General features: G+C 68.6%; 17 protein-coding genes. 4 read left to right on the top strand and 13 right to left on the bottom strand.

Going from position 1 to position 20,191, the window contains the following annotated elements; translation table 11 throughout:
• Nucleotides 1-5 precede the first annotated feature (5 nt).
• From R2601_RS20125 to rocF, 8 genes are all read right to left on the bottom strand, one after another.
• On the bottom strand, nt 6-779 hold the full coding sequence (locus R2601_RS20125; RefSeq protein ID WP_007801752.1) for an ABC transporter ATP-binding protein: 774 nt from the start codon (nt 777-779) through the stop codon (nt 6-8).
• On the bottom strand, nt 776-2,713 hold the full coding sequence (fhuB, locus tag R2601_RS20120) for a Fe(3+)-hydroxamate ABC transporter permease FhuB (RefSeq protein WP_007801750.1): 1,938 nt from the start codon (nt 2,711-2,713) through the stop codon (nt 776-778). The genes R2601_RS20125 and fhuB overlap by 4 nt, the downstream gene beginning before the upstream one ends.
• Entirely contained in the window at nt 2,710-3,546 is an 837-nt protein-coding gene (locus R2601_RS20115) for an ABC transporter substrate-binding protein (RefSeq protein WP_007801749.1), read from the bottom strand. The genes fhuB and R2601_RS20115 overlap by 4 nt, the downstream gene beginning before the upstream one ends.
• A gap of 47 nt (nt 3,547-3,593) precedes the next feature.
• On the bottom strand, nt 3,594-5,708 hold the full coding sequence (locus tag R2601_RS20110) for a TonB-dependent siderophore receptor (RefSeq protein ID WP_040545587.1): 2,115 nt from the start codon (nt 5,706-5,708) through the stop codon (nt 3,594-3,596).
• Between the two features lie 49 nt (nt 5,709-5,757).
• Nucleotides 5,758-6,663, bottom strand: a complete 906-nt coding sequence (locus tag R2601_RS20105; protein ID WP_007801744.1) for a helix-turn-helix domain-containing protein — start codon at nt 6,661-6,663, stop codon at nt 5,758-5,760.
• 248 nt (nt 6,664-6,911) lie between these two features.
• Entirely contained in the window at nt 6,912-7,910 is a 999-nt protein-coding gene (locus R2601_RS20100) for a siderophore-interacting protein (protein WP_007801741.1), read from the bottom strand.
• Nucleotides 7,911-8,173: 263 nt separating this feature from the next.
• Nucleotides 8,174-9,238, bottom strand: a complete 1,065-nt coding sequence (gene ocd / locus R2601_RS20095) for an ornithine cyclodeaminase (protein WP_007801739.1) — start codon at nt 9,236-9,238, stop codon at nt 8,174-8,176.
• Nucleotides 9,238-10,167 (bottom strand): arginase, encoded by a 930-nt coding sequence (gene rocF / locus R2601_RS20090; protein WP_007801737.1) that lies wholly within the window; start codon nt 10,165-10,167, stop codon nt 9,238-9,240. Before rocF ends, ocd begins: the two co-directional genes overlap by 1 nt.
• A 119-nt stretch (nt 10,168-10,286) precedes the next feature.
• On the opposite strand from rocF, the gene R2601_RS20085 reads away from it, so the two are divergent.
• The 4 genes from R2601_RS20085 to paoC all read left to right on the top strand — a co-directional run bounded on the left by R2601_RS20085 (nt 10,287) and on the right by paoC (nt 14,858).
• Nucleotides 10,287-10,757, top strand: a complete 471-nt coding sequence (locus tag R2601_RS20085; RefSeq protein ID WP_050768492.1) for an Lrp/AsnC family transcriptional regulator — start codon at nt 10,287-10,289, stop codon at nt 10,755-10,757.
• Between the two features lie 330 nt (nt 10,758-11,087).
• Nucleotides 11,088-11,729: an aldehyde dehydrogenase iron-sulfur subunit PaoA gene (gene paoA, locus R2601_RS20080; RefSeq protein WP_007801734.1), complete on the top strand. Its 642-nt coding sequence runs from the start codon at nt 11,088-11,090 to the stop codon at nt 11,727-11,729.
• Complete coding sequence (locus R2601_RS20075; RefSeq protein ID WP_007801732.1) at nt 11,726-12,676, top strand: FAD binding domain-containing protein; 951 nt, start codon at nt 11,726-11,728, stop codon at nt 12,674-12,676. The genes paoA and R2601_RS20075 overlap by 4 nt, the downstream gene beginning before the upstream one ends.
• Nucleotide 12,677: 1 nt before the next feature.
• Nucleotides 12,678-14,858 carry an aldehyde oxidoreductase molybdenum-binding subunit PaoC gene (paoC, locus tag R2601_RS20070; protein ID WP_007801730.1) on the top strand — a complete coding sequence of 727 codons (2,181 nt, stop codon included), beginning with the start codon at nt 12,678-12,680 and terminating at the stop codon, nt 14,856-14,858.
• A 225-nt stretch (nt 14,859-15,083) separates the two neighbouring features.
• Here paoC and R2601_RS20065 read toward each other — a convergent pair whose 3' ends face one another.
• The 5 genes from R2601_RS20065 to R2601_RS20045 all read right to left on the bottom strand — a co-directional run bounded on the left by R2601_RS20065 (nt 15,084) and on the right by R2601_RS20045 (nt 20,113).
• A complete protein-coding gene (locus tag R2601_RS20065) occupies nt 15,084-15,791 on the bottom strand; it encodes a hypothetical protein (protein ID WP_007801727.1) in 708 nt (235 codons plus the stop codon).
• Between the two features lie 80 nt (nt 15,792-15,871).
• Nucleotides 15,872-16,891, bottom strand: a complete 1,020-nt coding sequence (locus R2601_RS20060; protein WP_007801725.1) for an MsnO8 family LLM class oxidoreductase — start codon at nt 16,889-16,891, stop codon at nt 15,872-15,874.
• A 62-nt stretch (nt 16,892-16,953) separates the two neighbouring features.
• Nucleotides 16,954-17,934 carry a nuclear transport factor 2 family protein gene (locus R2601_RS20055; protein WP_007801723.1) on the bottom strand — a complete coding sequence of 327 codons (981 nt, stop codon included), beginning with the start codon at nt 17,932-17,934 and terminating at the stop codon, nt 16,954-16,956.
• Nucleotides 17,935-17,937: 3 nt separating this feature from the next.
• Nucleotides 17,938-19,017: a TIGR03571 family LLM class oxidoreductase gene (locus R2601_RS20050; protein ID WP_110740104.1), complete on the bottom strand. Its 1,080-nt coding sequence runs from the start codon at nt 19,015-19,017 to the stop codon at nt 17,938-17,940.
• 169 nt (nt 19,018-19,186) lie between these two features.
• Nucleotides 19,187-20,113, bottom strand: a complete 927-nt coding sequence (locus R2601_RS20045) for a LysR family transcriptional regulator (protein WP_007801719.1) — start codon at nt 20,111-20,113, stop codon at nt 19,187-19,189.
• Nucleotides 20,114-20,191: the final 78 nt, after the last annotated feature.

The raw sequence follows: 20,191 nt of genomic DNA, 5'->3' as shown, positions 1-20,191 counted from the left end.
GGGCCTTACACGGGGAGGGCGACGGGGGAGCCGTCGGCGCGGGTCATGACCTCCATGCGCGCGCCATAGATGTCATGAAGACGGTCCGGGGTCATCAGGTCGTCGGGAGTGCCTTCGAAGACCAGCCGCCCGGATTTGAGCGCGACGATATGGTCGCAATAGCGTGCCGCCATGTTGAGATCGTGCAGCACCACCACGACGGAGCGTCCGCGCGCGCGGCTGAGGCTCTGCACCAGCGTCAGGACCTCGACCTGATGCGCGATGTCGAGCGCCGAGATCGGCTCGTCGAGCAGCAGGGTGCCGGCCTCCTGGGCGATCAGCATGGCAAGCCACGCCCGCTGCGCCTCGCCGCCCGAGAGCGTATCGACGCGGCGCGCGGCAAGGCCGTCGAGTCCGCAGGCGGCGATGGCGGCATCGGTGGCGTTGCGGTCCTCGGGGCCGGGACGACCAAGCGCGCCGTGCCAAGGGTAGCGCCCAAGGGCCGCCAGCTCGCGCACGCTCAGCCCCTCGGCGGCGGGCGGATGCTGGGGCAGGTAGGCGAGATGGCGGGCAAGCGCGCGTGTCGGCCAGTCGGGCAGCGGACGCTCTGCGAAAGTGATGCTGCCCCGCGTGGGCTGCGTCTGGCGCGAGAGCAGTTTCAGCAGCGTCGATTTGCCCGAGCCGTTGTGCCCGATCAGCCCGGTCACCTTGCCAGAGGGCAGGCTCAGGTCGAGCCCGTGCAGCAAGGTGCGGCCGGGCACGGTCAGGGTCACGTCGGAAAGGGTGTAGAGCGCGGTCATGTCGGGCGCCTCAGCATCATCCAGATCAGCCAGGGCGTGCCCAGAAGCGACGCGAAGAGGCCGAGCGGCAGGTCATAGGGAAAGCTCGCCATGCGGGCGCCGAAATCGGCGGCGAGCATGAGGGCCGCGCCGAGAGCGGCACTGCCAAGCAGGTGCGGCACCGCCTGCGCAAGCCCGCAGCGCCGGGCAAGGTGCGGCGCCATCAGCCCGACGAAGCTCAGCGGGCCGACGAGCACCGTGGCCGCACCGGTGGCCAGCGCCGCAAGCGCGACGACACAGAGCGTGGCGCCACGCAGCGGCAGGCCGAGCGCGCGGGCGACCTCGGGGCCGAGCGGCAGGATGGTGAGCCAGCGCGCCATCAGCACCGCCGCCGCGCAGGCGAAGGCGAGCAGGGCGACCAGCAGCGCCGCGCCGGATGCCGTGAGCGCCGAGGCCGAGCCCGAGAGCCACGCGAGCACGGCAAAGCTCTTCATCGTGCCGGCGGCCATCAGGATCGACAGCAGCGCCGCGGCCAGCGACGAGACCGCGACGCCGGCCAGAAGCAGGCGCTCGGGCCGTGCGTCGCGGCCCAGCACGGCGCAGGTGAGCACCGCCATGGCCAGCGCCCCGCCAAGCGCCGCGCCGGACGTCAGTGCGACGGCCGAGGGCGCAGCGGCGAGGAACAGCACCCCGGCATAGCCGATCGCGGCCCCGCCCGAGACGCCCAGAACCTCCGGCGAGGCGAGCGGGTTGGCCGTCAGCCGCTGTAGCGCCGCGCCGGCCAGCGCCAGCAGGCCCCCGGCGGCGGCGGCCCCGGCGAGCCGTGGCAGGCGGTTCGGCAGGAACAGCGCGAGGCGTTCGCGGTCGAGCAGGCTCCAGCCGTCGGGCGTGCGGCCGAGCATCAGCAGCAGGCCTAGCAGCACGACCGTCGCAAGGGCGATCAGCCCCACGCGCCGCAGCGGGCGAGCCTTTCGTGGCAGGTGCGCGTCGGGGGCAGGGGGCGGCGTGGCGCGCAGGCGTGGCAGCAGCCACAGCAGCAGCGGGCCGCCGATCAGGCCGGTGACGGCGCCGGTCGGGAACATCTCGGTGCCGTAGCCGGCGGCGGTCAGCACCAGCCCGTCGACCAGCGACAGCAGCACCGCGCCGGTGAGCGGTGCCAGCGCGAGGATCTGCCCCGGGCGGCGCGCTCCCAGCGCGCGGGCGAGCGCCGGGGCGGCGAGGCCCACGAAGGCCACCAGCCCCACCGCGGCAGAGACGCTCGCCGCCAGCACGCAGGCCAGCACCACCGCCAGCGCCCGCACCCGGCCCACCGAAAGCCCGAGCGCGCGCGCGCTCTCGGCCTCGAGCCCGAGCACCGACAGCGGACGCGCCATCAGCGCCGCGAGCCCGCCGCCAAGCGCCAGCACCAGCGCAAGCGCCAGCACCGGGCCCCAGCCGGTCTGCACCAGCGAGCCCCCGGTCCAGACCACCAGCGAGAACAGATACTGACCCTGCGCCAGCGTCAGCGCGCCCGCGAAAGACGAGGCGAAAAGCGAGACCAGCATGCCAGCGATCACCATGGTCACCGGGTGGAAGCCACGCAGTGCGCCCATCCCCATGACCAGCGCCGCCGCGGCGCCGGCGCCCGCCAATGCCACCGGCGCGCGGCCCCAGCCAAGTAACCCCGGAAAGAGCACCGTCACCGCCACCAGTGCCAACTGCGCACCGGACGAGATGCCCAGTGTCGAAGGGTCGGCGATCGGGTTGCGCAGCACCACCTGCAACAGCGCCCCCGAAAGCCCGAGACAGCCCCCAGCGACGAGCGCCATGGCCCCGCGCGGCATGTGGCCATAGAGCATAAGCAATTCGTCGAGGCTCAGCGCCTCGGTCGCGAACCGATCCGGCAGACCCGAAGGCGCGGCCAGCGCCCAGAGCAGGGCCGAGAGCAGCAAGGCGAGCGGCAGGACGAACTTCATGCCATGCGCTCCAGCGCCTCGGTGGCGAGCCGGGCAAAGCGCAGCGCGGCGGGTACCGCGCCGAACGGGTTGACCGGCGGAAGGACCTCGAACCGGTCCTCGGCCACCGGCGTGAGCCGATTCCACAGCACCGAGCGGCGCAGTCCCGGCGCTGCCCCCGGCGGGATGGGTCCGACCGACAGGATACGCGCCTCGGGCCGGGCGGCGAGCCGCTCGAGCGGGGTGGGCGCGGCAAAGCTGAACTCGGTCGGCGCGGTCCACGCGTTCTCGAGGCCGAGCAACGCGGCGACATTGCCGAACATGCTGTCGGGGCCGAAGGCGCGAAAGTGCCGCGCGTCGCCGATCTGGACGATATAGACCGGGCGCGCACGCAGCGGCGCCAGACGGGCGCGCAGGCTTTCAAGCGTTTGCATCGCGGCACGTTCTGCCGCGCGCGCTGCCGCCTCGCGGCCCAGCCGTTCGGCCAGCGCGTGCATCCCGGCGACGGCCAGCGGGAAGGGCGGCTCACCGGTGTAGACCGCGTGCGAGAACACCGGCGCAATCGCCTCGAGCCGCGGCGCGATCTGGGCGTACCATGGCGAAGTCAGGATCAGCGTCGGCCGGGTGAGCTGAAGCAGCTCGAAATTCGGAGACCCACGCAGGCCGAGGTCGGTGACGCTCTCGGGCACCTCCGGCTCGATGGCGTCGGCGCGGAAGCGGATCAGCTCGCAGGCCGCGACCGGCGTCACCCCGAGCGCCAGCGCCGTCTCGAGCATCGCCCAGTCGATCGCCGCGACGCGCGCCTCCCCGCCAGCCGAAAGGCCGGGCGTCGCGGCGAGGGCCAGCGACGACAAAGCGCCGCGCAGGAGAGCGCGGCGCTTCAGGTGTCTTGTGCGAGAGCTTACCACTTCCAGGTCAGGCGGGCCTGCACGGTGCGTCCATCGCCGTAGTAGCAGCCGAAGGAGCCGCAATTGGCGACATAGGCCTCGTCGAAGAGGTTCGACACGTTGACCGACATGCCGAGATCCTCGGTGATCGCGTAGGAGGCCTGAAGGTCGACCAGCGTCACGTCCTCGAGATCATAGCTGTTGGCCGCATCGCCATAGCGCTCGCCGATGTAGCGCACGCCACCGCCGAGCTGCAGCCCGTCAAGCGCGCTGGCAGAGGCGAACTGGTAGTTCAGCCACAGGCTCGCGTTGTGCGCGGGGGCATTGGCCAGCAACTTGCCGTCATTGTCGCCGCTCAGCACCTTGGTGTCGTTCCAGCTGTACTGGCCGCGGATGTTCCAGCCCTGCGCCAGATCGGCGGAGCCTTCCAGCTCGATGCCGCGCGACAGAACCTCGCCCTCCTGCCGGTAATCGCCGATGCCGTTGGCGTCGGTATAGGCCGAGAGCACGTTCTCCTGCCGGAGGTTGTAGACCGCCGCCGAGAAGAAGCCGTCGAAGCCGAGCGGCTGGTACTTCACCCCGGCTTCCCACTGCCGCCCGCGGGTCGGCTCGAAGGCGCTGCCGCTGTTGTCGGTGCCGATCTCGGGGTCGAACGAGGTGGCATAGCTCAGGTAGGGCGCGAGGCCGTTGTCGAAGACATAGGAGATGCCGGCGCGGCCGGTGGTGGCCTCGTCTTCCTGATCCACCGGGGAGGTCCCGGCGAAATTGGTGTAGGTGCTGCCGGTCTGGCTGGTCCAGTCGTGGCGCAGCGCGAGGCTGGCGCGCCAGTTGCCGAACGACATCTCGTCCTGCGCGTAGAGGCCGATCTGCTCGAGCGTCAGGTCGTCGGCGGAGACATACCACGCATCGCTGAGATTGGCGCCGTCATAGCTGGGGTCGGAATAGCTGATCGGGTCGGCATAGCGGAAGCCGGTCTCGCTCTCGACCCCGTAGCGCCGGGCATCAAGGCCGACGACAACCCTGTGCGCCACGGCGCCGGTGTCGAAATGGCCGTTAAGGCGCAGGTCGAGGTTCTGGGTGTAGCTGTCCTCGGAGGTGTCGTTGGCCCCACGGCTGATGGTATCGCGATCGGCATCGACGCTGTTGACGTAGAAGCCGGTGTAGTCCCAGTCGAATTTCTGGTAGCGGAAATTTGCATCGACCGACCAGTCGGCGTTGATCTCCTGATGCGCCGAGAAGCCGAGGTTGAGCATCTCGCGCTCGCTGTCATCGTCGCTCGGATCGCCGGCATAGAAGCTGCGCAGATCGTCGTCATCGACCTTGTCGACAAGGCCGTAGGGCACGCCCGCGGGCGTGATCGGGCTGTCCTTCAGCCACGAGCCGAGGAATTCGATCTGGGTGGCGGCGGTCGGCGCCCAGCGGGTGGCGAGGCCGATATACTTGCGCTCGTTGGTCAGCTCCTCGACATCCTCCTCGCTGTCGCGGGCCACCGCGGTGATGCGGGCGGCAAAGGTGTCGGAGAAGGCGTGGTTGTAGTCGACGAAGCCCTCGGTGGCCTTGGGGTCCCCGACGCCCACGCCAAGCTCGCCGAAGCTGAGGAATTGCGCCCGCTTCTGGATCTGGTTGATCACGCCACCCGGAATGCCGGCACCGTAAAGCGCCGAGGACGGGCCCTTGAGCACCTCGACCCGCTCGAGCGAGTAGATCTCGAAGGCCGGCGCGCCGAGGTCGCGGATCAGGCGCAGGCCGTTGAGATACTGCGCATCCGACCCGTCGAAGCCGCGGATCGTCGGCGCGTCGAAGCGCGGGTCGGTGCCGTAGGGCTGCGCCGTCAGGCCGGCGGTGTAGCCCAGCGTGTCGCCCAGCGTGGTGGCGCCCTGATCCTCGATCTGCTCGCCGGTGATGACCGAGATCGACTGCTGCGTCTCGAGGATCGGCGTGCCGGTCTTGGTGGCGGTGGCGGCGGTGGTGGCGACGTAGCCCGGCACCGGATCGGAGGGATCGGCAGAGCCGTCGACCACCAGCGTGCCGAGGTCGTAGAGGTCAGCGGTCGACTGCGCCGAGGCGGCGGTGGCCAGCGCCAAGAGGCTTGCGCCAGCGGCAAGGGCGGCACGATGGGGAAGGGTCATGTCACTGTCCGGAGGGTTGTTGGCATTTCCCGATCAAATAGATCAGATATTATCGTGCCGCTTGTACAGGACCGGCGGGCTTTGAAGCATCCGGGACAAATCTTCTGCGTCTCCATTCTCCCGGCGTTTCGCCATGCCGGGCCCGGAAGGCGCGTGTGAGGTGGGCCTGATCGGCAAAGCCGCATGCGGCGGCGATCTCGGCGAGGCTGATCTTCGGGTCGGGCATCATCGCCCCGGCGGCCTCGAGTCGCAGCGCCATCAGCCATTTCTGCGGCGTTTGTCCGCGGCTGGCGCGGAAGCCCCGGGTGAGCCAGCTTTCCGACAGCCCAGCCACCTCGGCCAGTTCGGCGCTGGGGATGCGACGGTGCAGCGCCGCGCGGGCGTGAGTCTCGAGCCGCTGGAGAAGGTGAGGAGGCAGGCCACCGCGCTCGCCGCCCGGGGTGGGCGGCCCGAGGTCGAGCACCTCCGAAAGCAGCGCCGAGAGCAGGCCGTCACTCGAGATGTCGGGCCGGCCCGGGCGCTCGACCTCGTCCGCGATCATCCTTGCGAGCGTTTCGATGCGGGGTGTGGTGCCGGCAAGGCGGGGGCGTGTCAGCGCCTCTCGCGGCTGGCCGCGAAGGCGCTGCTGAAGAGGGCCCGCATCGAGATGCAGGTCGAGATGCGCGTGATCCCCGCCCGTGTCGAAGCGGCTCCACAGTGGCACATGCGCGGGCACGTACATCACCGAGACATCGCTCTGCCACGGGCTGCCATCCTCGGTGCGCAGGTGAAGCCCCTCGCCACTGCCGAGAAACACCACCAGCCTTGGATCCGGGGCGCTGTAGAACCCGCCGCCGCCGGCCTCTCCGTGCACGTGCCAGACATCCGCGATCACCCCCGGCCAGCGCCGCCAGCTGAGCGGGCGCAAGGTGCGGATGGCACGGGTTTCGGCGGTCATGCGGGGCATGAAGGTCATCGGGGAACGCTCGACAGAAAGGGCGGAGGGCAGCCTGGCGGGCCGTCCTCCGGCTTGCTGAGCGCTGGAAGAGTCGCATTTCTGACAGGAATAGTCAATTAAGGGGCGCGGCCTGTCGTGCCGCCTGTGCCGAAAGCTTGCCCGACAGGGGCAGCAGCGAGACGGGCGGGTCGGACACCGCGCCCCGCGTCGCCCGGTGCTTCGTCCAGGAACCGGGGCGCGGGATCCGGGCGTTCGGCGCGCAGGTCTCAGGACCAGTAGGCGGCGGAGATGAATTCGCCCTTCTTCAACCCCTGTTCCGGCAGCCAAGCCCGCGCCGCCAGCGCCTGCGCCTTCTCCCCCGCGAAGAAGACATAGCGATCCTGCGCTGGCACGTTCAGCGTCTTCAGGGCCGCGAGCGGGGTCTCGTCACCGCCGCGCAGAACCCAGCGCAACGAGACGCCCTCGGGATGCCTCACGCTCTGGATGTCGGCGGCATCGGGCACGAAGAGCACCGCCTCGCCACGGGTGTTGTCAGGCATCGCCTCGAGGATGCGGATCATCACCGGCAGCGCAGTCTCGTCGCCGACAAGCCCCATCCAGCCGGCCATTTCGGGCAGGCCGCCGCCGCCGGGGCCGGTCATGGCAATCTCGGCGCCCGGCGCGACCCGGTCACACCACTCGGTCACCCGACCGCCCGCATGGCGGAAGACGTCGAAGGTGATGCGCGCGGCAGCGCCCGATACCTCGATGGCGCGCGTGGTGTAGACCGGGCGATGCCAGGCGGTCATGCCGCCGGGCCAGCGCGTGGCGCCGCCCGCGTCGGTCTCGGGCCAGCCGCCGCCCTCGGGTCCGAAGAGCAGGCGAAAATGCAGCCCGGCTTCGGCGAACCGCGCCAGATCCGGTCCCTCGATCACCACGCGGCTGTAATTCGGAGACAGCCGCCGCGCCGCGAGCACCGTGGCGCGCGACTGGTTGCCGGGTTGACGACCCGCCAGATCCTCCTGCCAGCGCGGCACCACGCCCTGCAAGGCCAGCTTCGAGACCAGCAGGTCGCGCGCAAGCTGCAGCGCGACCGCGTCCGGGCTCTCGATCCGCAGCCGCGTGCCAGCGCCGTCTGGCATCACGGTCAGGGATCCGCGAGGAAGCGCGACGGTGATGCTCTCGCCGTGGTCGGACACCGGCCGGCCGGCATCGGCGGCATAGTTTCGGAAGGTCGCGATGGCGGTGGTGCTGTCGATTTCGAGCGTGGCATCGGCGCGCTGCATGGGAACCTTGTCGGGTCAAACGCCGATATGCGGGCCACGAGCAGGCCGTCTGCGGCGAGAATGTCGGGGGAGGGGGACCGTCTCGGTCCGGCTGGGCGCATGCCTTGCTGCGCGCAATCTCTGCGAGCGCACGGGGCGTGTCAAGCTGCGTGGAATGCGGGCCCACCTTGGCGCGACGGGGCGGCAGGCGATGCCCGGTCCCGCCGGCTTTCAGGATGGGCGTCGGGCCGGTCGTTCCGGCCCGGAGCGTGGCATGGCGCTGCTCACCCGGCGGAGCGGGTGAGCATCCCGAAGAGGTCGCGCGGGTCGTCCGGGTCGGCCAGCATGTCGAGCGGCTCGGCAAACGACGTGCCCTGCACCTTGTCACGCACGTAGCGCAGGGCGGAGAAATCCTCGATCGCGAACCCCACGCTGTCGAAGAGCGTGATCTGCTTCGCATCCCGCCGCCCCGGCGTCTCGCCCCGCATCACCTGCCAGAGCTCGGTGACCGGGTGGTCCGGGTCGAGCGCCTGGATCTCGCCCTCGATGCGGGTCTGCTCGGGGTATTCGACGAAGATCTCGGCGCGCAGCAGGATATCGCGGTGCAGCTCCGTTTTGCCGGGGCAGTCGCCGCCGATGGCGTTGATGTGCTGGCCCGCGCCGACCATGTTGTCGGTCAGGATGGTGGCGTATTGCTTGTCTGCGGTGCAGGTGGTGATCACCTGCGCACCCTCGACCGCCTCCTGCCCCGAGCCGCACCGTGTCACCTCGAAGCCTTGCGCGGTCAGGTTGCGGCTGGCCTTCTCGACAGCCTTCGGGTCGAGGTCGTAGAGCCGCAGCCGGTTGATGCCGCAGAGCGCGCGGAAGGCCATGGCCTGGAACTCGCATTGCGCGCCGCAGCCGATCATCGCCATGACGCTGGCATCCTTCGGCGCGAGATGGCGTGCCACCAGCGCCGAGGTCGCCGCTGTGCGCAGCGCGGTCAGCACCGTCATCTCGGTCAGCAGCACAGGGTAGCCGGTGGCGACCTCCGAGAGCACGCCGAAGGCGGTCACGGTCTGGTGGCCGGTGCGGGTGTTCTTGGGGTGGCCGTTGACATACTTGAAGCCATAAAGCGCGTTGTCGGCGGTCGGCATCAGCTCGATCACGCCGCCGGGCACGTGCGAGGCGACGCGCGGGCTCTTGTCGAACTCGGGCCAGCGTTTGAAATCGGCCTCGATATGGCTCGCGAGCTCCTCGAGGAAGGTCTCGATGCCGACATGGTGCACGAGGCGCATCATGTTCTCGACCGAGACGAAGGGCACGTAGGCCAGATCGGACGGGGCGGTTTTTGCGGCATCGGCGGTCATCAATAGGCACTCCGGGTCATCCGATCCATGACGCGGCGGCCGAACAGGCTCGCGGTCAGGTCGCACATCAGCTTGGCGGTCTTGCCGCGTTCGTCGAGGAAGGGGTTGAGCTCGACCAGATCGAGCGAGCTCACCAGCTCGCTGTCGCAGAGCGTCTCCATGATCAGGTGCGCCTCGCGGAAGGTGGCGCCGCCGGGGACGGTGGTGCCGACCGCGGGCGCGATGGCGGGGTCGAGGAAATCCACGTCGAAGGAGACGTGCAGCATGCCGTTCGCCTCGCGAACACGGTCAAGGAAGCGGCGCAGCGGTTCGAGCACGCCGGTCTCGTCGATGGCGCGCATGTCATGGACCTCGACGCCAAGCTCGCGGATGCGGACCTGCTCGGCCGCGTCGACCGAGCGGATGCCCATCATGCAGATGTTGGCCGGATCGACCGTCGCGGGCAGGGTTGGGTAGGCATCGCAGCCCGGCTGGCCGGTGAAATAGGCCACCGGCGTGCCGTGCAGGTTGCCGCTTTCGCTGGTCTCGAGCGTGTGCAGGTCCGGGTGAGCATCGAGCCACAGGACAAAGAGCGGACGGCCCGCCTCCTGCGCGCGGCGCGCCATGGCGGGCACGGTGCCCGCGGCCATGGAGTGATCGCCGCCCATGAAGATCGGCAGATCGCAGGCCGCGCCGGCATCATAGGCGGCAGCGTGCAGCGCGGCGATCCAGGCCGAGGTCTCGGCGAGGTGATGCAGGGCGGGATTGGCGTGGGGCTGCGAAGCTTGCGGCGCGATGCTCACATCACCACGGTCCGAAACCTCCCAGCCGAGTCCGGCGAGACCCTCGGCGAGGCCGGCGGTGCGCAGGCTGGCCGGGCCCATGATGCAGCCGCGCTGCGAGGCGCCGGTCTCGATGGGGGCTCCGAGCAGGGCACAGGTTCCGGGCATGTCGATTGTCCTTTCCGCGAATGATCCGGTTTTGGGGCCTTGTCCCATGTTGCGTTGACATTTTCGACGGATTTGATGATCAATTGTTCTCTCAGATTGCGCAAATTGGAAAGCTGATCGTGCAAAATGATCAAACTCCGGCAGAGGCTGCAGGGGCGCTCTCCGCGTCCGACCAGGCGCTCATCTCGGCGCTGCGGGACGATGCCCGCCGGTCCGTGACCGAGCTTGCCCACATCACCGGCCTGTCCCGCACCACCGTGCGGACCCGGCTCGACCAACTGGTGCGCTCGGGACGCATCCGGCGCTTCACCATCGAGACCGATGTCGATGTCGAGGGCGAGGTCCGCGCCATCACCATGGTCGAGCTTCAGGGGCAGATGTCGCATCAGGTGATCCGGGCACTGGCGAAGATCCCCGGCGTCACCACGATCTGGTCGACAAACGGGGCGTGGGATCTGGTGGTCGACATCCGTACCGGCAGCCTCGTGGCCTTCGACACCGTCCTGCGCGAGATCCGAGGCGTGCCGGGCGTGGTGAACTCTGAAAGCAGCCTGCTGCTGGCGCATGCCGCGGGCATGAGCCGCCGCTGAGATCGGAACGCTGCGGCTGGCGCGAAAGGCGCGGGCCTTTCGGTAGAGGCCTTCAGGCTGCAGGAAAAGAACGGCGTCCGGATCAGCTGCCGACATGGAAGAACAGGGCCTTGGGTCCCTGAGGACATGTGCGACCAACGCAGTTTCGCGGTCGCTCCAAACGATGACAAACGCCTGAAAACCAATTTGGTTTCATGAGCCCGATCGATTGTCATCATGAGACTCAATTTGCTTTGCTCTCCCCTTTCGAGCCCTAGCATTCCTCCCATCACGATCATCCGGCGCGGCTGTCTCCCGCCCCGACCGACCACGCGAGAGGAAGGAACTCTTATGAGCCCACCCATCGATTTCAGCCTGCGCCGCCGGACCCTTCTGGCCGGAACCGCCGCAGCCGCAGCCTTCTCTGCCGTCAATCGTGGCGGTGCCGCGGCACAGTCCACGGGGGCGACCGCAGGCCCGGAGACCACGACCGTTACGCTCTCGGTCAATGGCGAAGAGCGTGAGCTCACCGTCGACAACCGCACCACTCTGCTCGACGCGCTGCGCGAGCACCTGCAACTGACCGGCACCAAGAAGGGTTGCGATCACGGCCAGTGCGGCGCCTGCACCTGCACGGTGAATGGCGAGCGTATCAATTCCTGCCTGAGCCTCGCGGTGATGCATGACGGCGACGAGGTCGAGACCATCGAAGGTATCGGCCAGCCCGAGAGCATGGACCCGATGCAGGCGGCCTTCGTCGAGCATGATGGCTTCCAGTGCGGCTATTGCACCCCGGGACAGATCCAGTCGGCCCGCAAGGTCATCGAGGAGATCCGCGCCGGCATCCCCTCCCACGTGACCGGCGACCTGACCGCCGAGATCGCCATCACCGATGCCGAGATCCGCGAGCGCATGTCGGGCAATATCTGCCGCTGTGGCGCATACGCCAACATCCTCGCGGCCATCACCCAAGTTGCGGAGGAAAGCGCATGAGGGCCTTTTCCTACGAAAAACCCGCCGATCCCGCCGCTGCCGCGGCGCGTGCCGCCGAGGTCGAGGGTGCCAAGTTCCTCGCCGGGGGCACCAATCTTCTCGACCTGATGAAGCTTGAGATCGAGACCCCCCTACACGTGATCGACGTGAACGGGCTCGGGCTTGACGAGATCAGCGAGACCGAGGAGGGCGGCCTGCGCGTCGGCACGCTCGTCACCAACACCGCGCTCTCGGCTGACAGCCGCATCCGCCGCGACTATCCGCTGCTGACCCGGGCCATCGCCGCCGGTGCAACAGGCCAGCTGCGCAATAAGGCGACCACGGGCGGCAACCTGCTGCAGCGCACCCGGTGTCCGTATTTCTACGACACCAACATGCCCTGCAACAAGCGCGCGCCCGGCTCGGGGTGTGGCGCGCTGACCGAAGGCGCGTTTTCGCGTCAGCTCGGCGTCATCGGCACCTCGGATGCCTGCATCGCGACACATCCGTCCGACATGGCGGTGGCGATGCGCGCGCTCGACGCGGTGGTCGAGACGGTGACGCCCGCCGGTATGACCCGCGAGATCCCGCTCGAGGAGTTCCACCTGCTGCCGGGCGACACCCCCGAGGACGAGACCGCGCTGATGCCGGGGGAGCTGATCACCCATGTGCGGCTGCCCGCGCCGGTGGGCGGTACGCAGGAGTATCACAAGGTCCGCGACCGCGCTTCCTATGCCTTCGCGCTGGTTTCGGTGGCGCTGGTCCGTCAGGCCGACGGCTCTGGCCGCGTGGCGCTTGGCGGCGTCGCGCCGAAACCGTGGCGCTCGGACGCTGCGGATGCGGAGCTGCCCAACGGCGCCTCTGCGGTGATGTCGGTGCTGCTCGATGGCGCCCGTCCCACCGAGGAGAACGCCTTCAAGATCACCCTTGCCGAGCGCACGCTCGCCGCCATGCTGAAGGAGGCCTGAGATGGAATTCAACCAACCGGTCGACAGCAATCTCTTCGACGACGCCAAGGTCGTGGGCAAGCCGATGCAGCGCATCGACGGCCCGCTCAAGGTCACCGGCACCGCGCCCTACGCCTATGAGCGCAACGACGCGGCGCCCGATGCGCTCTACGGTTACCCGCTCGGGGCCGCCATCGGACATGGCCGCATCACCCGCATGGACGCCGAGGCTGCGCGCAGCGCGCCGGGCGTGCGGGCGGTGGTGACCACACTCGAGGTAGACCCGCTCGAGAAGGGCATGAACAACGTCGCCCGCCTGTTCGGCGGCGACGAGGTGCAGCACTATCATCAGGCCATCGCCGTGATCGTGGCCGACACGTTCGAGCAGGCGCGCGCCGCGAGTGCGATGATCGAGGTCGATTACGAGGAGGGCACACCCGCCGACCTCGACCTCGACGCGGCCTTTGAGCGGGTTCAGGGCACCGGCGAGCCCGACACGCTGGTGGGCGATGTCGGCGCTGCCTTCCGCGATGCTGCACAGGTCATCGACCAGATGTATCACACGCCCGGTGAGAGCCACACGATGATGGAGCCGCACAGCTCCACCGTCGACTGGTCCGACGGCGAGAACATGACGGTCTGGACCTCGAACCAGATGATCAACTGGAACCACCAGTCGATCGCCACCACCTTCGGCATCGACCAGGACCGCATCCGCGTCGAGAGCCCCTACGTGGGCGGCGGGTTCGGCGCCAAGCTCTGGCTGCGCGCCGACGCGGTTCTGGCGGCGCTCGGCTCGCGCGCCGCTGGTGTGCCGGTGAAGCTCGCGCTGCCGCGCCCGATGGTGATGAACAACACCACCCATCGCTCGGCCACCGTGCAGCGCATTCGTCTCGCTGCCAATGCGGATGGTCACCTCACCGGCATCTGGCACGAGGCCGCGGCCTACTGCCTGCCCGGTGGGCGTGGCGAGAACGCCACCGCGCAGACCCCGATCTTCTATGCCGGCGACAGCCGCCGCGTGAAGAACCACGTGGTCGACATGCCGCTGCCCGAGACCGCCGACATGCGCGCTCCGGGCGAGGCGTCAGGCCTGATGGCGCTCGAGATTGCCATGGACGAGATGGCCGAGGCGCTCGACATGGACCCGGTGCAGTTTCGCATTGTCAACGACACGCAGGTCGACCCCGCCAACCCCGACATTCCCTTCAGCGACCGACATTTCGTGGAATGTCTCGAGCGGGGCGCCGAGGCCTTCGGCTGGTCCGAGCGCAACACCACTCCCGGTGGTCAGCGCGACGGTGACTGGCTGATCGGCCACGGCGTGGCCGGGGCCTATCGCGGCGCGCTCGTGTTGCCCTCGGGCGCGCGGGCGATCCTCGATGGCGGCAAGCTGATCATCGAGACCGACATGACCGACATCGGCACCGGCTCCTACACCATCCTCGCGCAGACCGCCGCCGAGACCATGGGCATGGACGTGGCCGACGTCGAGATGCGCATGGCCAACAGTGCCTACCCGGTCTCGTCCGGTTCCGGCGGCCAGTTCGGCGCCCCGAGCTCGACCTCGGGCGTCTATGCCGCCTGCATGGCACTGCGCGAGAAGATCGCCGGCAATCTCGGCATCGATGAGGCGTCGTTCAACGGCGGTCGAGTCACCGGTGGCGACACCGACATGGCGCTCTCTGAGATCAACGAGGAGGTCTCGGCCGAGGACGCGATCCAGTGGGGCGACTTCCAGCAGGGCTATGCCATGGGCACCTTCGGCGCGCATTTCGTCGAGGTGGGTGTGCATGCCTATACCGGCGAGACCCGGGTGCGGCGGATGCTGGCGGTCTGCGACGCGGGGCGGATCATCAACCCGATCACCGCGCGCAGCCAGGTCATCGGTGGCATGGTGATGGGCGTCGGCGCGGCGCTCTCTGAGGACATGGCGCTTGATCGTGGCCGGGGCTTCTTTGCCAACCACGACATGGCCAATTACGAGGTCGCGGTGCACGCGGACATCCCCGAGCAGGACGTGATCTTCCTCGACACGCTCGATGGGGTGGCAACGCCGCTCAAGGCCAAGGGCGTGGGCGAGCTGGGTCTCTGCGGGGTGGCGGCGGCCATCGCCAACGGCGTCTACAACGCCACCGGAGTCCGGGTCCGCGACTACCCGCTGACCATGGACAAGTTCATCGACCGCCTTCCGGCGATCTGAGCCGGCCAACACGCTTTCGACGGGGCGCCTCCGCAATGGGGCGCCCCGCGTTTCTGATCTGCCTCAGGAATTGCCGACGCTTTGCTTTCTTTCCATGCGCCGAGGAGCTGGAAATGGGGAAAGCACCTCGGGCAGAAAGGGCGAGGAGTGGGCCTGCCCCGTAGCTGCTTTCTGCCGGCCGTGCACAGACACCCGCCGGTCCAAACAGGATCACGCCAGAGAATGCTACGAGGACCGTTCTGCCTGAACGATGCGGGACAGGGCAGGCAGCGGCGCCGAGGCATCATCCTCGAGATCCAGCAGCAGGTGGCAACCGCCTGCTGCCTCCGTGCCGGCGGCGCTCAGCAGGGCGTGGTAGCGCAGGCTGCCCTCGGGCACGTTGGCCTGCACCTGTAGCTGCGACGTCGACGCCCCGAGCGCCTCGCGCAGGCGCGCATCGCTCTCGGGCAGCTCGGCCAGGGCTGCATGGGCCAGCGCCAGAACGCGGTTCGCAGCCCAGGATGGCGCAAAATGTGCCTGCGTGTCGGGCAGGATTGGTGTCTTGTCGAGCGAGAGGAACCGCGCGCCGTCGGGCCCATGCGACAGCTCGGTCTCGTAGCGGATGATGGCGCCCTGAATGCCTGTCGGGCGCATCGCCTGGTAGGCGACGAGCATGTTCAGCCGTAACGTCCCCTGGGGGGCGGGTTCGAATGCCGCATGCAGGATGTGGTGCGAACTGCGCTCGCCCGGCACCGTGGCGAACCATGCGGCAAGGCTGTCGCGGTCATCGGCGAACAGGTGGCGCCCCTGATGGCCGCTCAGCCTGACCTGCGGATCAAAGATCTCAAGATGCGGCGCGAGGGCGCTGCCCGGTGCTTCGAAAAAGGCGAACCAGCGGTAGGCAAGGTGCAGGGCGTCATGCTGCGCGCGCAGCTGGTCGGAGGAGGATGTCATGCCGGACCCTTTGAAATGGAAGCCGCCCCGGCCTGCGACTGGCCGGGGCACATGTTTCTGAGAGGTGCTGTGCGCGGGGATCAGGCGGGGATTGCCTGCGGGGTGACCTCGAGCGCCTGCGCGAGGCTGGTCAGGGCGGTCTGGCGCGCGGCTTCCCCCGGCATCATCAGGTTCACCATGACCTCGTCGGTGCCATAGGCCTGGCCCAGTTCCCGCAGCTGCGATGCGACGCTCTCCGCCGTGCCGTAGATCAGGCGGCCTTCGTTGCGCTGCCGCACCATCCGTTCCTGAATGCTCCAGTCGTGGTTGCGCGTGGTCTCGAGCGACGGAAGCCGGTCGAAGGGCTGCGCGCTCTCGGCATGCGACAGCCACAGGTGGAAGGTGTCGGCGAACTGCTTTGCTTCGGCGTCGGTTTCACCCACGGCGGCAAAGACCGCGACGACGACAGACGGTTTGTCGCCGAAGACGGTGGGCTGGAAGGCCGACCGGTAGGCGGCAGCCGCTTCAGCGCCCTGCGGGCCGGGATTGATGAAATGCGCAAAGGTGAAGCCAAGCCCGGCCTGCGCCGCGACCCCTGCCGTGGATCCGGAGGCGCCCAGCACGAAGGTCTGCGGAATGCGGGCCGTGCGCGGCAGGGCCTGCATCCCGGCATGCCGGCTCTGGGACGGGTGTTGCCCGCTCAGGAAGCCCAGCAGATCGCCGAGCTTCTGGCCGTAGGGCAGCTGGCTCGTCTTCTCTTCGTTGAGCGCGGCGGTGACGCGCTGGTCGGCGCCCGGAGCGCGCCCCAGCCCAAGGTCGATCCGGTCCGGGAACATGCCTTCCAGCAACTGGAAGTTCCCGGCAATCTTGTAACTGCTGTGGTTCGGCAGCAGCACACCGCCCGAGCCAAGGCGGATCGTGTCGGTGGCGGCAGCAGTGCGTGCCATCATCAGCTCGGGCGCGCTGCTGACCATGGCGGGCATGCCGTGGTGCTCAGAAAACCAGTAGCGATGAAGGCCGGCTGCATCGGCGGTCTGTGCAAGGCGCAGCGAGGCGGCCAGCGCGTCCTGCGCCTCAAGGCCTTCGTCGACGGGAACGTAATCAAGGATGCTCAGTCGCATGGGATATCCTTTTGACAAGAGTGGGTTGCCCGCGTTGCGCGGGCGATGGCGGAACGGGCCGGTCAGGCGGTGCTGTGGCCGATGTCGAATTCGGGAATGCTGTCGGTGTCGAACCAGCCGGGGCGGTAATCCGTCCAGCAGAATCGCCACTGGCCGTCCTCTTCGCGCCGCGCACGCAGCTGGTAATGCGCGCCGTAAAGCGGTTTGCCTTCCGGGGTCATCGGTTGTTCGGGCACGATCCGGCCGACGATGGCATTGGCGTGCCGCCCATCGGGATCGGCCTCGACCCGGACAAGCTCGGCGAAGTGCTGCATCCACGGCCAGTGCCGCCGGAAGCTGCGCAGCTGGCCGATGACGGCGTGGCGCCCTTCGTACTGGCCCATCGGGGCAAAACCGCCCGCGACGTCGTCCGTGTAGCTGCCGATCAGCAGGGTGATGTCGCCCTGGTCGATGGCAAAGGAATAGCGGCTGTAAAGCTCGGAAATCGCATCGAAGAGATCGCTTGGCGGCGTGCCGATGGGCTGCAACGCCCACGGGGAATGCAGTTCGCTGACCAGAACAGGGGGCGGGTCGCCCACCTGCCAGCCCGCATCGCTGGGCGGCAAGAGCCAGTGCACGGCAAGCCGGTCGCTGCCACGCATCCAGCTGCTTGAGATCCGGACATGGCTCACCTGCCAGTCGCCTTCGGTGCGCGTCGCGCGCAGCACCACGGTCGCGCCGAAGAGCAGCGCCTGCTGGGCGTCGCTGCGGTTCTGCAACAGCCCATAGGCATAGAAGCTGGCCACGCCCTCATCGCCGTGGGCGGCGGCGTAGCGGTTGCTGGTGCGGATGGTGCAGGCACCCTGCCGACCGTCCGCGGCAAGCGCGTTCTGGATGTCCTGCGCGCCGCCGAGCTGCCCGTGAAGGTTGCTGTCCAGCCGGGCTTCGGGGTCCAGCCAGGAGGGCGCGCCCGGGCTGTCGCCGGACCATGCCGCCGCAAGCCTGTCGATCAACGCCAGAAGCGCCGCGCGGTCCTGTTCCGGACCTTGAAGTTCATGGGTCATGTGTCACCTTTTGCGGGAAGGACGGGCAAGCGCAGGCAGGATGTGCGCGCCCATTTCGTCGATGATGCGTTCGGCCGGGCGCCGCGACGGGCGCAGGTTGAATGCTACGTGTTTCACGCCCTGCGCGGCCTGCTGCTGCAACCGTGCCAGCAGTGCCTTGCGCCCGATGCGCAGCACGTTGTGGTCGCGCCGCGCCGGGGCATCGGGGTTGCGGTCGAGGTCGAGGAAGGTCGAATAGCCATAGGGCGGCGGGCGCCGCTTGCCGGAGGCGGCCTTCAGCTCGTTCAGGATCTTCGTGACCGATTTCGGGTCATCCACCGTCCAGATCCAGGCATCGGCATTCTTCGCAATCCACGGCACCGTCTGCCCGGCGCGCCCGACTGCAATCATCGGCAGCCGATCGCCTTGCGGTTTGGGCAGCAGGTCGAGATTCCCCGACAGCGTACCGAAGCCTTGGGTCTTGCCGCGCGGGAACGCCTCGTCCTGCAGTTTGCGGATCAGCCTGTACGCCTCGCGGAACCGGTCGGCGCGCTTGTCGAAGCGGACGCCGAAGGCGGGGTATTCTGTCGGACGGTCGCCCGACGACAGCCCGAGGAGGAAGCGGCCCTGCGTCAGCATGTCGATGCTGGCGGCCTGTTTCGCCACCGCGATCGGCTCGCGCAGCGGCAGCACGATGCCGGCGGTGCCGATCGCGATGGTCCGCGTTTCAGCGGCGAGAAACCCGGCGTAGACCAGCGGATCCATGATCTGCGCCGCGTCGCCGAACTTCGGGTCGAAGAAGGGCACGTCGCGCAGCCAGATGCTGGCAAACCCCGCCTCTTCGGCGCGCCGCGCCGCGGCGGCATGGCCGTCCAGCGTCGGCACGGGGCTTTCGGCATAGGCTTCGAGCGGTGTGACGAGGCCGACCGTCATCCCTTGCGTGCCGAAAACGGCATCGAGGGGATCGGCGCCGCGGTCCTGTTGCAGCGGATCGAAGCGGGAGTGTCGGGGCACGGGATCGGTCCTTGCGGGGCTTGGCGTGGGCGGGTCGTTGCAGCGGTCCTGCCTGAGAGGACTCAACGGTGTTGCGTTGATCTCGAACATATTCCCACCCTCAGAATCCATAACCCTGAGGTTTTTCCGATCAGTCGATCCTATGGTTCCGCAATTGTAGGGCGTAGACCCCGCCTGACACAGGCCCCGTCAGGTCAGGGACCGCGTGAGCGGGGTTTTTGCGGCAAAGCCGAGGCGCCTTTGTGCAAGGCGCGAGTTGTCAGAGCCAGTAGCCGGCCTCTGCACGGGCCGCGTCGGCAACCAGCGCGTCGATCAGGGCGCGCTGGCCGGGCTTGAGATAGCGCGAGCGTGGCCAGACCGCGTGGATCGGCATTTCGGCCCCGGAAACATCGTCCAGCACCGTGATCAAGTCCCCTGACGCCAGCGCGTCACTCACCAGCCATGTCGGCAGCTGCGACAGCCCCGCGCCCGCCAGCGTGGCCTCCAGCATGGCATCGCCGTCGCTGAATTCGTGCCGCGCGCGGATGGCTTGCGTGCTGATGGACCCGTCGGGCTGTCGCAGGAGCCATGAGGGCGGCACACCGTCCCGCCGGCTGCCGATGATGCAGTCATGCTCGGTGAGTGCCGCCGCGGCGGCCGGGGTGCCATGCGCGGCGAGGTAGGCGGGGCTGGCGCAGATCACCAGCCGCTGACGCCCCAGCCTGCGGGCCACAAGATCGGCATCGTCGCTCAGCGCGCCGATCCGCACCACGAGGTCCACCCCCTCGTCGATCAGGTTCACCCGTCGTTCGGTAAAGCTGACGGCGAGGTCGAGCGCCGGGTGATCCTCGGCCAGCCGGCTCAGCACCGGCATGACGTGACGCCGCCCGAAGGCCGCCGGCAGATGGATGCTCAGACGCCCCGACACCTGCCCGCTGCCTACGGTGACAGATTGCTCCAGCCCCTGGACATCGCTCAGGATCGCCACCCAGCCATCGAAATAGCGCTGTCCCTCGGGCGTCAGCGACAACCGGCGGGTGGTCCGGTGCAGCAGCTTCGTGCCAAGCCGCGCCTCGAGACGACTGACGCTTTTGCCCACGGCAGAGCCGGTCAGCCCGAGGCGCGCACCGGCCGCGGTGAAGGAGCCGTTGCGCATGGTCTCGACGAACTCGCGCACGCCGGAGAAGGGATCATCGTGCTCGGGCATTGCGGAACCTTGGGACGAAATGACTGGAACTGTGATCCTATTATATTCGGTGACAGGATCAATAGATTGGCGCTCAGT

Origin of the sequence: Salipiger bermudensis HTCC2601 (genome assembly GCF_000153725.1) — a bacterium.
GTDB lineage: Bacteria > Pseudomonadota > Alphaproteobacteria > Rhodobacterales > Rhodobacteraceae > Salipiger > Salipiger bermudensis.
Note: the sequence above shows the minus strand (reverse complement) of the source record. Positions and strands in the feature narration are given on the sequence as shown.